This window comes from Saccharopolyspora sp. NFXS83 (assembly GCF_026241095.1).
Classification (GTDB): Bacteria; Actinomycetota; Actinomycetes; order Mycobacteriales; family Pseudonocardiaceae; genus Saccharopolyspora_C.
Window position 1 is genome coordinate 97,127 of the sequence record NZ_JAPFGB010000002.1, and the last position, 13,879, is coordinate 111,005.

A 13,879-nucleotide genomic window follows, 5' to 3' on the forward strand; every position below is an offset into this window, starting at 1 on the left:
TCAGAACTGCAGCTCGAAGAACGGGGCCACCGGCGGCTCGCCCGGCAGCGCGCCGTTGGTCCTCGGGCCCGTCTCGGCGGGGGCCACGGCCGCGCCGTCCGCCGCCGGAGCGGCGCCGGGGGCCGCCGCGCCGCCGCCGGTGAACCAGAACCGACGCCGCCGGTAGCGGACCGGAGGCAACGAGGTCCGGACGGGCACCAGTCCATCCGGGGCCTGCCGCACGACGACGTGCGCGTTCGTCCCGCCGAAGCCGAACGAACTCACCGCGCCTCGGCGCACCCCGTCGCGACCGACCCACTCGCGTGCCTCGCGCACCGGGTACAGCGGCGACTCCTCGAACCGGAAGCGGCGGTTGAGATCCGGGCAGTGCAAGGTGGGCGGGAGCTGCCCGTGGCGCACCGCGAGCACCACCTTGAGCAGGCCGGCGATGCCCGCCGCGCTCAGCGCGTGCCCGATGTTCGTCTTGACGCTGCCGACGCCGCAGAAGCCGACCTCGGCGGTGCTGCTGCGGAACGCCCCGGTCAACGCCTTGAGCTCCATCGGGTCGCCGATCCTGGTCCCGGTTCCGTGCGCCTCCACGTAACCGATGCGGTCGGCGTCCACTCCGGCCGCCCGCCATGCCTGCTCGATGGTCCGCTGCTGCGCGCGGGGGTTGGGCGTGGTGATCCCCATCGTGCGGCCGTCGTTGTTCACGGCGCTGCCCTCCAGCACCGCGTGGATCGGGTCGCCATCGCGCAGGGCGTCCGGGAGGCGCTTGAGCAGCAGCACCCCGGCTCCCTCGCCGAGCACGATCCCGTCCGCGCCCTCGTCGAAGGTGCGGCACCTGCCGGTGGGCGAGAGCGCTCCCGCCTCGCTCAGGCCGACGAACGGGACCTGGTCCAGCAGGATCTCGACCCCGCCCGCGAGGGCCAGGTCCGACTCGCCCGAACGCAGGCTCTGCGCGGCGAGGTGCACGCTCACCAACGACGACGAGCACGCCGAGTCGATCACCACGGCGGGACCGTGGACGTCGAGGAAGTGCGAGACGTGCGCGGCGATGAAGTTCTGCGCCATGCCGCTGATCGCATCCCGCCCCGGACCCGAGTGGTAGCTGCCGAAGTTCGCCGAGCGGGCCCCGGCGAACACGCCCAGTGCGGAGCCCGCGACGTCCTCGGGCCGCAGCCCCGCGTCGGCGAGGCATTCCGCGGACACCTCCAGGAACTGGCGCACCAGCGGATCGATCTGCGCGGCGCCCGCCGGGTCGAGGCGGAAGTGCTCCGGGTCGAAGTCCTCGATGCCGTCGAGGAATCCGCCCCAGCGGCTGACGCTGCGGCCGGGTTCGGGATTCGGGCTGTGGTACCCGTCGACGTCCCAGCGCGACCGGGGGACCTCCACGATCGAATCGACCCCGGCGAGCAGGTTGCGCCAGAAGGTCTGGTGATCGGGCGCCCCGGGCAGGTGGCACGCCATGCCGACCACGGCGATGCCCTCGCCGCCCGCCCGCCGCGCAGCGGAGACCTCCGCCGGGACCGGCCGGTCGACTTCGCCGAGCTGCTCGCCGTCGTCGCCCGCATCCGTCGACGTCCGGGCGGCCCGCAGCAGCGGCGCGCCGGAGCCGACCGGAACCTGGTCGCGCAGGTGTCCGGCGAGCAGGCCGATCGTCGGGTGCTCCAGCAGCGCCGAGGGCTCCGCGACCACCCCGAGCTCGCGCTCCAGTGCGGTCAGCAACTGGGCGATCATGATGGAGTCCACGCCCAGTTCGGCGAAGTCCGCGTCCCGGGCCACGACCGCGGCGTCGAGCCGCAGCTGGTCCGCGAACACCTCGGTCAACCGCGCCTCCAGCTCGGCAGGCGCACCGTCCGGTCCGGGCGCGGGGTCCTCGGCTCGGGCCGCGGGGCCGGTCGAAATCCCCCGTGCGGTGGGGGTTTCAGCCTTCGCCCGCGCGCGGCGGTCGTCCTTCGTGGACCGTTCCGCTGGTTCTGCCGGGGTCGCCGCGATCTCCCGTCCGCTCGACGGTCCCTCCGCGTCGTCCGCGGCGGATCGCTCCGGCGCTGCCGGACTCCGTCGCACGACGGCGGTGAGGCGTTGCGGGTCGAAGCGATCCGGGTCGACCAGGCAGGGCAGCACCACCGGCTCCCCTGCGGCGGCCATCGCTCGGTCCAGCAGGTCCAGCCCGGTCTTCGGGTCGAGGGTCCGCAGGCCGAGTGCGCGGTAGACCGGGGTGTGCACCTCCGGCATCCCGTCCGAGCGCCAGCTCGGCCACTGCACCGCGCGCACCGCGGTCGACCGCCCGAGCGCGGTCTGCTGCTCGGCGAAGCGGTCCAGGAACGAGTTCGCCAGCGCGTAGTCGCTCATGCCCGCGCCCAGTGCGGGCACGGCGGCGGCCACGGAGGAGAAGAGCACGGCGAACCGCAGCGGATCGTCCGCGCACGCGCGGAACAACTCCTGGACGCCGGTGACCTTCGGAGCCAGCACCGCGCGGATCTCGCCCAGGTCCTTCGCGATGAACGCCGGGTTGTCCATCACTCCCAGTCCGGCGCAGTGCACCAGGCCCGTGATCGGCCCCCACTCGCGACGCACCTCCGCGAGCGCCTCCCGCAACCGTTCCGGGTCGTCGAGCGGCGTGGCGAGGGTCGTGATGCCGACGCCGGGCCGCTCCAGCTCCAGCAGGTCGCGCAACCGCCGGGCCACGCCGGGATCGACCTCGGGATCGGCCAGCACCGCCTCCCAGCGGTCCCTGGCCGGCAACTCCATCCGCCCCAAGAGGACCAGCCGGTCGGCACCGCGCTCGATCAGCCGCCCCGCGACGGCCCGGCCGAGCGCACCCGTTCCGCCGGTGATCAGCACGGTCCGCCCGGCGAGGTCGTCGGACCACTCGGTTCCGCCGCTGCCGGCGACTTCGCGCATCTCCGGCACGAACCGCGCCCCGCCTCGCACGCGCACCTCCGTGAACGGTTCGGGCGCGGCGAGCTCGGTGGCGAGCAGCGACCGCACACCGCCGATGGTCAGCCCGTCGACGTCCACGGTCCGCGCGAGCACCGACGGGTACTCCGCCGACAGCATCCGCACGAGCCCGCCGATGACGGCGCCGCGCAAAGCCGGCCCCGCTTCACCGGCCTCGGCCGTTCCCCCGGTGACGTGCAGGTACCACAGTCCCGTGGTGCGGCGGGCCGCGATCAGCTCCTGCGCGAGCACGATCCGCGCCCAGCTCTCCGGGGCCGGGTCGTCCGGCCCGCCCGCCGCGTCCACCAGGTCGAGCACGCCGATCGCCCCGGAGTGCTCGCGCGCCAAGCGGGTGCCGGTCTCCGGGTCGGCGTCGGCTGCTTCGTCCAACGACACGACGCGTGCCTCCGCGCCGAACGCCTCGCGGGCGAGTTCGAAGGTGTTCTCCCCCGCCAGCACCAGGAATTCGCCGTGCGGCGCGCTCGGCCGCACGACGGCCTCGGCAGGCCGCCACGAGCGGGCCAGCAGGCGGACGTCCCCGTCCTCCCGCGCCTGCTCGGGCGCACGGCCGGGCAGCCAGTGCCGTTCCCGGGCGAACGGGTAGGTGGGCAGCGACGTCAGCGGCGGCCTCCCGGAGCGCAACGCAGGCCAGTCGACGTCCGCGCCGCCCTCCCACAACCGGGCCAAGCGGTCCAGCCTGCCTTCACTCGCCAGCCTGGCGAGGTAGGCGCGACCTTCCGGCTCGCCTAGCCACTCGTGCGCGCCGGACGCCGTCGCGCACCGCAGGTCACCGGTCGCGGCGGCGGCGAGTTCGGATCGCAGCCCGGCCACGGAGTCGGCCACGACGGCGAGCCGGACCGCCATCGGCGTCCGGCCGGTCTGCGAGGTGTGCGCCAGCGACGCCAGGGATGCGGTCGTGCCGTCCAGGAAGGTCAGGACGGAGTCGATGTAGCGGCGCAGCGCGCTCTCGTCCCGGGCCGAGAGCAGGAAGACCTCGGGCCCGCCCTCGGTGCGCCCGGCGTCGCGCGCCGGGGGCTCCTCCAGCACCACGTGCGCGTTGACCCCGCCGAAGCCGAACGAGCTGACCCCCGCCCGGCGCGGGACGACCGCGCCCGAGGCGTCCACCGGCTCCCACGCGCGCGTCCGGTGCACCGGCTCGAACCTGGTGCCGTCCACGCGGATCAGCGGGTTGAGCTCGGCCACGTGAAGCGTCGCGGGAAGCGTGCGGTGCCGCATCGAGAGGATCACCTTCACCACCCCGGCGATGCCCGCGGCGGGTTCGAGATGGCCGATGTTGCTCTTCACCGTGCCCAGCGCGCAGCCGACCGCCGGGTGACCGGAAGCCAGCCGCCGGTCGGCGTCGACGATGGCCTCGACCTCCACCGGATCCCCTAGCTTCGTGCCGGTGCCGTGCAGTTCCCAGCAGGACACGGTCTCGATCGGCACCTGGGCGTCCCGGTACGCCTCGACCAGCAGATCGGCCTGCGCGAGCGGGTTCGGCGCGGTCAGCGAGCTGGCCCGCCCGCCGTGGTTGACGGCGCTGCCGCGAATCACCGCGTGCACCCGGTCCCCGTCCTCGACGGCCCGCGCCAGCGGCTTGAGGACCAGCACCGCCACGCCCTCGCCCTTGACGTATCCGTCGGCGCCCGCGTCCAGCGCCTTGCACCTGCCGTCCGGCGACAGCACGCCGAGCTGGTTGCCCGCGACCACGGTCTGCGGCGACAGCACGAGGCTCACCCCGCCCGCGATGGCCAACTCGCTCTCCCCGGACCGCAGCGATCGGACCGCACGGTGCAGGGCGACGAGCGAACTGGAGCACGCGGTGTCGATGCTCTCGCTCGGGCCGCGCAGGTCCAGCAGGTACGACACCCGGTTGGCCAGCATGGTGCGCGCCAATCCCGTCCCGGTGTAGGCGTTGACCTCGCCGTCGCGCAGCACCATCGACTCGTAGTCGGTGAACTGCACCCCCGCGAACACGCACACCGGCCGCCCCGCCAGCCGGTCCGGACGCCGACCGGCGTCCTCCAGGGCGGACCAGGTGTGTTCGAGGAAGAGCCGGTGCTGCGGGTCCATCACCTCCGCTTCCAGCGGGGAGATCCGGAAGAACAGCGGGTCGAACCTGTCCACCTCGTCGAGGAATCCGCCCCAACGGGCGGAACCGCCGTACTCGCGGGACACCTCGCGCCAGTCCCAGCGGTCGCCGGGTACCTCGGTGATCAGGTCGTGCTCCTGCTCCAAGTCGCGCCAGAACGCCTCCAACCCGGACGAGCCGGGGAACCGGCCGCTCATGCCGATCACGGCGATCGGTTCCGCCTCCGGCGCGGGAATCGCGGATCGGCCGACCGCGATGTTCGGGCGAACCGCGTCGCCCCCGGCCGACCGCACCGGAGTCACGGCAGCGGAAGCATCCGCCCGCTCGGATTCCCCAGTCGCCGCAACCGGATCGGACCTCACATCCGTCGGCGTCCCGTCGTGCTCCGGAGACGTCACCGCCGCTCCGGTGAGCGGAAGGCGCCCCCACGTCGGCACGTCCGGGAATTCGCCGGCCAAGTGGCGGCCGAGCTTGGCGATCGTGTTCGCCCCGAACAGCGTCGTCGTGGGCACCTCGATGCCGTGCCGCGCGGTGAGTTCCGCGGCGAGGGCTTGGAGGCCGAAGGAGTCGAGGCCGTACTCCCCGAAACCCGCGTCGGCGTCCAACGCGGCGGCGGGCAGGTCCACGACTCCGGCCACGAGCTCGCGCACCGCCGCCACCGCCGACTCGATCGCCCCGGCTTCCGGCGCGTTCGCCGCGGGCGAGATCCGCACCGCGCCTTCGTCCGCGGACGTCCCGAGACCATCAGAAGCAGCTGCCACGACCGGACCCTGCTGCGTCCCGGTACGAGCGGGAGCGGCCGGTTCCCCTGCCTCCGCCCGTCCCGCGCGCACGGAATTCCCACCGGCGATGGGCGATCCGGCGTCGTGGCCATCCGATTCCGCGGGTACAGCGGGACGTTCCCGCACCGCTGTGCCCGCGACCAGCTCACGCATCCGCTCGGGCTCGCCTGGCAGCACCGCCAGCTGGCTCCACCCGGTGCGCAACGCCAGCTCCAGCGCGGCCACACCCGCATCGCTGTCCAAGTAATCGAACCCGGTGCCGGTCAAATAGCGCTGCTCGTCCTCGGCGTCGACGTGCATCCCGCCGGAGCGCCACATCGGCCAGTCGATGGACACGGTCCGGCCCCGGCGATCGCCGTCGGCACGGCGGTGCTCCCGCTCGACGGCGAAGCCGTCCAGGAAGCGCGCGCCCACGGCGTAGTCGACCAGCCCGTAGTCGCCGAGCTGTCCGGCGATCGACGAGTAGAGCACGAACAGCTCCAACGGCTCGCCCGCGGTGACCACGTCGAGCACCCGAGGGCCTTCGACGCGTTCCCGCAGCCGCGACCGGAGCTCCGCCAAGTCCTTGTCCGGCAACGGGGTGCCGGAGACCGTCCCCGCCAAGTGGAACACGCCGTGCAGCGCACCCCAGCGCGCTCCGACCTCGGCGACCACCTCGGCCATCCTGCGCTCGTCGGCCACGTCCGCGACGAAGTGCTCGACCTCGCCGAGCTCGCGCAGTTCCGCCAGCACCGCGGCCCGCTCCCCCTCCGGAGCGGACCGGCCGGTGAGCGCGAGCCGCGCCCCGAAGCGGGTCAGCAGCGTCCGGGCCAGCACAGCGCCCAATCCGCCGAGCCCGCCCGTGATCAGATATGTCCCGCCCTGGCGCAGCGGTGACGGCTGTACCGGCTCCGGGTCGGCTTCCCGCAGGTACCGCACGGCCCGGTCGGCGGAGCCGAGTCGCACCATGGCGGCGTCGACGTGCTCGGTGGTGACTTCGGCGCACAGCCGCCGCGCGCCGACGTCGCCGGAGATCCGCACCACCGAGAAGGCAAGTCCGGGCAGCACCGCGCGCAGCGACATGTCGAAGCCGCCCCACGCCTCGGCCAGCGCACCGTCCTCCGGCACGATCGCGTGGACCCGGCGCAACGCTCCCGGCTCCACGGCCACGAACGCCCGCACGAGCAGGAACATCGCCTCGGGGCCGGTCGTGAGCCTCCGTGCGAAGTCCGGTTCGGCCAGCGTCCACAGGTGCACGACCCGGCCGACGCGGACACCACGCTCGCGGAGGATGTGCAGCAAGCGCACGTAGTCCTCGGCGTGGTCCGGTCGCACCTCGAACGACCGCGGATCCCGCTCCTGGAAATACGGCCCCTGCCGCACGTGCACGGCCCCCGGCAGTGGCAGCTCGCCCAGCACCAGCGCCACGTCGGCGTGCTCCGCGGCGGACGCCGCGGGCTGCGGACGCCAGTCCGCGCGGTACCAGCTCAGGCCCGCGCCGCGGTCGGTGAACCAGTACCGGTCCTCGGCGAACGGGTAGGTCGGAAGGCGGCGGCGCCGTGTGGTGGGACCGCCCCAGGTGATCCGGGCGCCCCGAACCCACGCGCTCGCGACCTCGTGCAGGTCCTGCCCGTCCGGAGCCGGTGGCCGAGCCCCGCGCTCGACCCGCCCGGTGTGCAGCGCGGTGACGTCGCCGGCGAGGTATCCGCGCAGGTGGCGCAGCGCCTCCGCGCCGTCGCTCGCCACGAACGCCAGCCGCTCCGGCAACTCGGCACGGCCCGCTAGGAGCGTGTGGGCGGTACCGGCCAAGTCGTGCGCCCAGTCCTGCGCGGCGTCCACGAAGGACCGGGCGTAGGCCCGCAGGCGCTCCGGATCGCGCGCCGACAGCGCGAACACGACCGGCCGACCGTCGGCGGCGTGCGAATCGTCCTCGGACACGTATTCCTCCAGCACCACGTGCGCGTTGACCCCGCCGTAGCCGAACGAGCTCACCCCGGCGCGGCGCGGAACGCCGTCGGCCGGGCGCGGCCAGTCCTGTTCGGACACGGGGATGTGGAACGGCGAACCAGCCAGGTCGAGGTGCGGGTTCAGCTCGCCGATGCCGGGGTTTCCGGTCAACCGGCCGTGGCGCATCGACAGCAGCACGCGCAGCACCCCCGCGATTCCCGCGGCGGGCTCCAGGTGGCCGATGACGTTCTTCAACGCGCCGAGCGCGCAGTGCGGCTCGGCGGGAGCCGGGTGCCCCCAGCGGTGGTACAGCTCGGCGAAGGCTCGGCGCAGGCCGTTGGCCTCGGCCGGGTCACCGATCACCGTGCCCGTGCCGTGCGTCTCGATGAAACCCACCGTGGCCGGGTCGATGCCCGCCTTCTCGTGGGCTCGCACCACCACCTCCGCTTGGGCGAGCGGGTTGGGCGCGGTCAGCGAGTTCGCCCGGCCGCCGTGGTTGACGGCGCTCCCGCGGAGCACGGCGTGGATCGGGTTCCCGTCGGCCAGCGCCCGGCTCAGGCGCTTGAGCACGATCACGCCGACGCCCTCACCACGCACGTATCCGGCGGCGTCGGCGGCGAACGCGCGCCCGACACCGTCCGGGCTGAGCATCCCCGCCTGCTCCAGGGAGGAGAACGCGCCCGGGGACAACAGCACGCCCACCCCGCCCGCGAGCACGGTCTCGCAGTGGCCGAGCTCCAGCGCCTCGGCCGCGCGGTGCAGCGCCACCAGCGAGCTGGAGCACGCGGTGTCCACCGGTTCGCTCGGGCCGCGCAGGTCGAGCTGGTAGGAGATCCGGTTGGCCAGCATCGACGGCGTCAGCCCCGTGGAGGCGTAGGCGTCGGTCCTGACACCGGAGCGCTGGATCTGCTCGGCGTACTCGGACGGGCCGACTCCGACGAACAGCCCGGTGTCGCTGCCCGCCAGCGACAGCGGGTCGATCCCCGCGTCTTCGATCGCGCTCCACGCGGTGCGCAGCAGCAGTCGCTGCCGGGGGTCCATCCACTTCGCCTCGCGCGGCGAGATGCCGAAGAACAGCGGGTCGAACCGGTCGATGCCGGGCATGAATCCCGCCCGGGTGATCCGGGTGCGGCCCGTCTGCTCGGCGGGGTCGCCGTAGGTGCCCCGCCAGTCCCAGCGGTCGCCCGGGACCTCGGAGATGAGGTCTCCCCCGGCGGTGAGGTTCGCCCAGAACGAGCGGAGATCGCGGGATTCGGGGAGCACACCGGCCATGCCGACGATGACCACCGGATCCTGCTCGGTGGAGCCCTGGTGCGGTGCCCGGGCCGCGCCGCCGCCCGTCGAGGTCCTCGCCGATTTCCCGCCGGGCGTCGTGCACTCCGAAGCCGTGGCGGGCTCCGCGGCGACGTCCACCGCACCGCGGTGTTCGTCGGACCGCTCGAAGTCCTGGGCTGAGCGCTGTCCGACGGTCGCCACCGAGCCGGGGTCCTCAGCCGGATCTGTCGTACGCCCGCCGAATCGATCCGCGTCCTCGGTCGCCGAAGGCGGAGCGGGGCGATCCGCCGCATCGGGACGGGACTCCGGCGAGCCTGCTCCGCGCTCTTCGACCAGCCACGACGCCAACGCGTTCACCGTCGAGGTCGCGAGCAGCTGGTCCGGTCCGATGGGCAGGCCGAACTCGGCTCCGGCCCGGTCGGCCAGCTTCAGCAGGCTGAGGGAGTCGAGTCCGTGCTCGTGGAAGGTGCCGTCCGGGTCGAGTTCCTCGACCGGGTAGCCGCTGATCTCGGCCAGCAGTCCCAGCACCCGGTCCCGGGTCGGCGCGGTGGCGACCGGTTCGGCGGCACCGTCCGGCCGGGGAGCACCCGCACCGGCTGCCGCGCGGATCCAGCAGCGGGTCCGCGCGAACGGATATCCCGGCAGCGACATCGGCCGCGGAGGCACGGGATGCAGCCCCGCCCAGTCGAATTCCTCACCGCTCGCCCAAGCGCGGGCCACCTCGGCGAGGTCGGGAGCGGCAGGCAGCGCCCGTCGGACCGGTTCCACCGCGGCGGTGCCGACGTGGTGGTTCGCCGCGGTGCGCCCAGCGAGGAAGTCCGCCAGCGAAGCGGCCAGCTCGGCGGAACTCTCGGCGACCACGGCGAGGCGGTGCGCCATCGGCTCCCGGCCGGTCTGCAAGGTGTGGGCGAGGCGGTCCAAGTCGACGCCCTCGGGCCGGCCGGTCCCGGCGAGCTCCGCGGCGACCTCCCGGAGGCTCATGCCCAGGTGGACGGCTCCTGGCCGCACGGTCTCGGCGACCGCGCCGCGCCGCTCGGCCAGCCGCGCGGGCAGCCGCATCATCGTCGTCGGATCCATCCCGAGTTCGTCCAGCGAGTCGTCGAGCTGGGACTGCGCCACCCCGGCCAGCTCGGCGAGATCGGCCACGAGGTCCGCGTCCGGCCCCGGATGCGCGGTGAGCACGCCGGAGATCCCGCGCACCAGCTCGCGCAGCCGGTCGTCGTCGCGCGCCGAGAACGGGAACAGGCGGGGACGCCGCTCGTTCACCACGGGCTCGGCTGGTTCCGGGTACTCCTCGACGATCAGGTGCGCGTTGGACCCGCCGGCGCCGAAGGCGCTGATCCCGGCGCGCAGCGGCGCGGGACCGGTCCACGGCGACAGCGACCGCTGCACCTGGAACGGCGCCGACTCCCAGTCGATGTCGGGGTTGAGCCGATCCGCGTGCAGCGACGGCGGCAGCTCCCGCGCCCGGAGTTGCAGCAGGACCTTCGTCAACGCGGCCATGCCCGCCGCCGACTCCAGGTGCCCGATGGAGGACTTCGCCGAGCCGAGGGCGATCCGCGGTGCCGCGTCCGGGCGGGTACCGAACGCGCGGGCCAGCCCGGCGATCTCCGTGGGGTCGCCGAGGGCCGTCCCAGTGCCGTGCGCCTCCACGTAGGACACCGTCGCGGGGTCGACACCGGCTTCCCGCAGCGCTCCGGCCACCAGGTCGCCCTGGGCCGCGGGGTTCGGCACCGCGAACCCGCCGGTCTTGCCGCCGTGGTTCACCGCCGCGGCCAGCAGCACGCCGAGTACCCGGTCGCCGTCCCGCTCCGCGTCCGCGAGCGGCTTGAGCAGCACGGCCCCCACGCCTTCGCCGGGCACCATGCCGTCACCGCCTTCGCCGAAGCTGCGACAGCGGCCGTCGCTGGAGGTGAACCCGCCCGCGGCGAGCTGCCGGTACTTGCGCGGGTGCGGGGCGAGGTTGACCCCGCCGACGAGGGCGTGGTCGATCTCGCCCAGCGCCAGGGATTGGCACGCCAGTTGCACGGCGGTGAGCGAGGACGAGCACATGGTGTCCACGGCCAGGCTCGGTCCGTGGAAGTCGAAGAAGTACGACACGCGGTTGGCTATGGACGCCGAGCCCATGCCGCCCGCGAGCCCCCGCTCGTCTTCGAAGAGCTGGTAGTGGCCGTACATCACGCCGATGTAGACCCCGACCTGCTTGCCGCGCAGCCGAGCACGCGGGTACCCCGCGTCCTCCAGCGCGTGCCACGCGGTTTGCAGCATCAGTCTTTCCTGCGGGTCGGTGAGTTCAGCCTCCCGCAACGACATCTGGAAGAAGCGCGGGTCGAATTCGTCGATCCCGTCGAGGAATCCGCCCCAGCGCCCGACCGGAGTTCCGTCCACTTCGGACTCGTGACGCCAGTTCCACCGGTCGGCGGGGACCTCGCGCACGCAGTCGCGCCCCTCCCGCAGGTTCTGCCAGAACTCGGAGACGTCGGCGGCCATCGGGTAGCGGCCCGCCACACCGACGACGGCGATCCGCCGGGCACCCGTGGCAGCGGTGGATCCGGCTTGCGGGAGCGGGACTTCCGCTCCGGACGACGGTGGTCCGGCCGGCGCTGCGGAGTCCTCCCCACCGCGCCGGGAAGCGGCGGGCGGCGGAACCTCCTGCCGGGCCCTCTCCGGTGCCAGGGCTCGGATCGCGTCGGGGTGCGACTCCAGCAGCCGGTCGGCGAGCTCACGGATAGTGGGGTGCTCGAACAGCAACGTCGCGGGCAGCTCCCCCACGTCCGCGGCGAGCCGGTCGGTGATGCGCGGGACGGTCAGCGAGTCGACCCCGAAGTTCTCGTACGTCTCGTCCAGCCACAACCGGTCCTTCGGAACCTGCAGGACCTCTTCGAAGACGCCGCGGACGTGTTCCTGCGCGACCGCGCGCAACGCTTCCGGTTCCGGCCGCGGCTCGGTCCGCGGCTCCAGCGAACGCCCGGCGGTGGCTGGTCCGCCGACGGCGAGTTCGGGGGAGTCCGCGCCGGAGCCGCCGGTGGTCTCGGCCACGACCACGTGCTGGGTCAGCCCCTCGTCCGCCGGAAGCGCGCGGCTGCGGCCGAAACCGGCCAGCTCCAGCGCCCGGCACCAACCGTCCCCGGACAGCAGCGGGCTGCCCGGCAGCCGCAGGTGCTCGTCCCGGTTGAGCCACCACCCGTCCAGCAACCCGAAGGTCAGCGTCGCGGTGAGCACGTTCAGGGTGGCTTCGTTGAGCACCAACCTGCCCCCCGGCCGCAACAGCGCCTTCGCCTGGCGCAGCGTGAACAGCAGGTCCTCGGTCGCGTGCAGCACGTTGGCCGCCACCACCACGTCCACGGTGCCCGGGATGAACCCCTGCTCCGAGACGTCCCGCGAGACGTCGAGCACTTCGAACTCGACGAACGGGTGCTGCGCGGCGAAGCGGGTGCGGCCGTGCTGGAGGAACGCGCGGGAGACGTCGGTGTAGACGTAGCGGACCTCCGCACCGGCCAAGGCAGGCAGCAGACCGGCCGTGGTGCCGCCGGTCCCGGCGCCGATCTCCAAGATCGTCACCCGGCGTCCGGCCCGGCCGACGTGGTCCAGCACCGCCGCTGTGACCAGCTCGTTGGCACGGTCGACGACCGGGCTGCCCCGGTACGCGCCCTCCACGAGCTCGGTGGAACCGCCGGGGAACATCACGTCCGTGGCGCGCACCTCGCCGCGCAGCACCGGGACCAGGTTCTCCAGGCAGGGCAGCAGCAGCCGGTCGAAGTGGTTCAACGCCGGAGTCCGCTCGCACAACTCCACCAGCGCGGCCCGCGGGTCGCGGGAGGCGGTGGCCGGGTCGCGGTGCACGGCCGCGAACGTGCCGTCGCCCCCGTCCACCAAGTGCCCACCCACCGCGAGAACCCTGATCAGCTCGGCGAACAGCCGGCGCCGGTCGTCGAGCACACCGAGCCGGGACGCCAGCGATTCCACCGTCCAGCGCTGCTCCCCGGGGGCAGGCAAGCCCCGTTCGCGCAGCGCCGACCACAGGCATTCCAGCAGGATCCGGTCGATCCGCGTGGTGTCGTCCTCGGTGAGCAGCCGCGCCACCGGTCGCCGTTGCGCGAGTTCGGGAACGAGCTGCTCCGCGCCTTCCCCCGCGAATTCGGCGCCCGCTGCCGTCAGCACCGCGCGGTCGGCCTTCATCACCAGCACCTGGCGGTCCTCGTGACCGAGGACGTGCGCGAGCGCGGCCAGGCCCTCCTCCGGGGTGATCGAGAAGATGCCGGTGCGGGCCAGCCGACTGCGGTGGTCGTCGTCGGCGACGATCCCGACCGTGCCCCAGTAACCCCAGTTGAGCACCCGGACCTCGGCGCTCATCGTGGCCCCGAGGTGGTGGGCGTAGGCGTCCTCGAAGGTCGATCCGGCGGCGTAGTTGCTCTGCCCCGCGCTGCCCGACAGCGCGACCGCTGAGGAGAAGAACGCGACGAAGTCCAGCGAACGCGCCCCGAGCGCAGCCCGCATAGCGACGCTGGTCCTGGTCTTGGCCTCCAGCGAGGCGAGGAAGACCTCCTCCGGCATCAACGCCAGGCTCTGATCGCGCAGCACGATCGTGCTGTGGAAGACCCCGTGCAGCGCGCCGCACGTGCGCTCGACCTCGTCGAACACCTCTCGCAGCGCGTGCGGGTCGGCCGCGTCCGCCCGGCGGTAGGTGATCAGCCCGCCGCCCTCGCCGATCCGGGCCTGCCGCTGCTCGTCCAGTTCGCTGCGGCCGACGAGCACGACGTGCGCCCGGTGGCGTCGCACGAGCCGATCGGCGAGTTCCATGCCGATTCCGCCCGCACCACCGAGGATCACGTACGCACCACCGGCGCGGATCGCCTCACGTCCCGGCGAAGGCCGGACGGGC

At 73.7% G+C, this 13,879-nt stretch carries 1 protein-coding gene (only partly in view); it reads right to left on the minus strand.

The features are described 5' to 3' along the window. A protein-coding gene (locus tag OOZ19_RS02885; RefSeq protein ID WP_266087915.1) for an SDR family NAD(P)-dependent oxidoreductase crosses the window boundary here: on the minus strand, positions 1–13,879 show its 3' portion. Its footprint extends 6,248 nt past the window's final position; the window shows 13,879 of its 20,127 coding nt (coding positions 6,249–20,127); the start codon falls outside the window, past its right edge — the gene reads right to left on this strand; its stop codon occupies positions 1–3.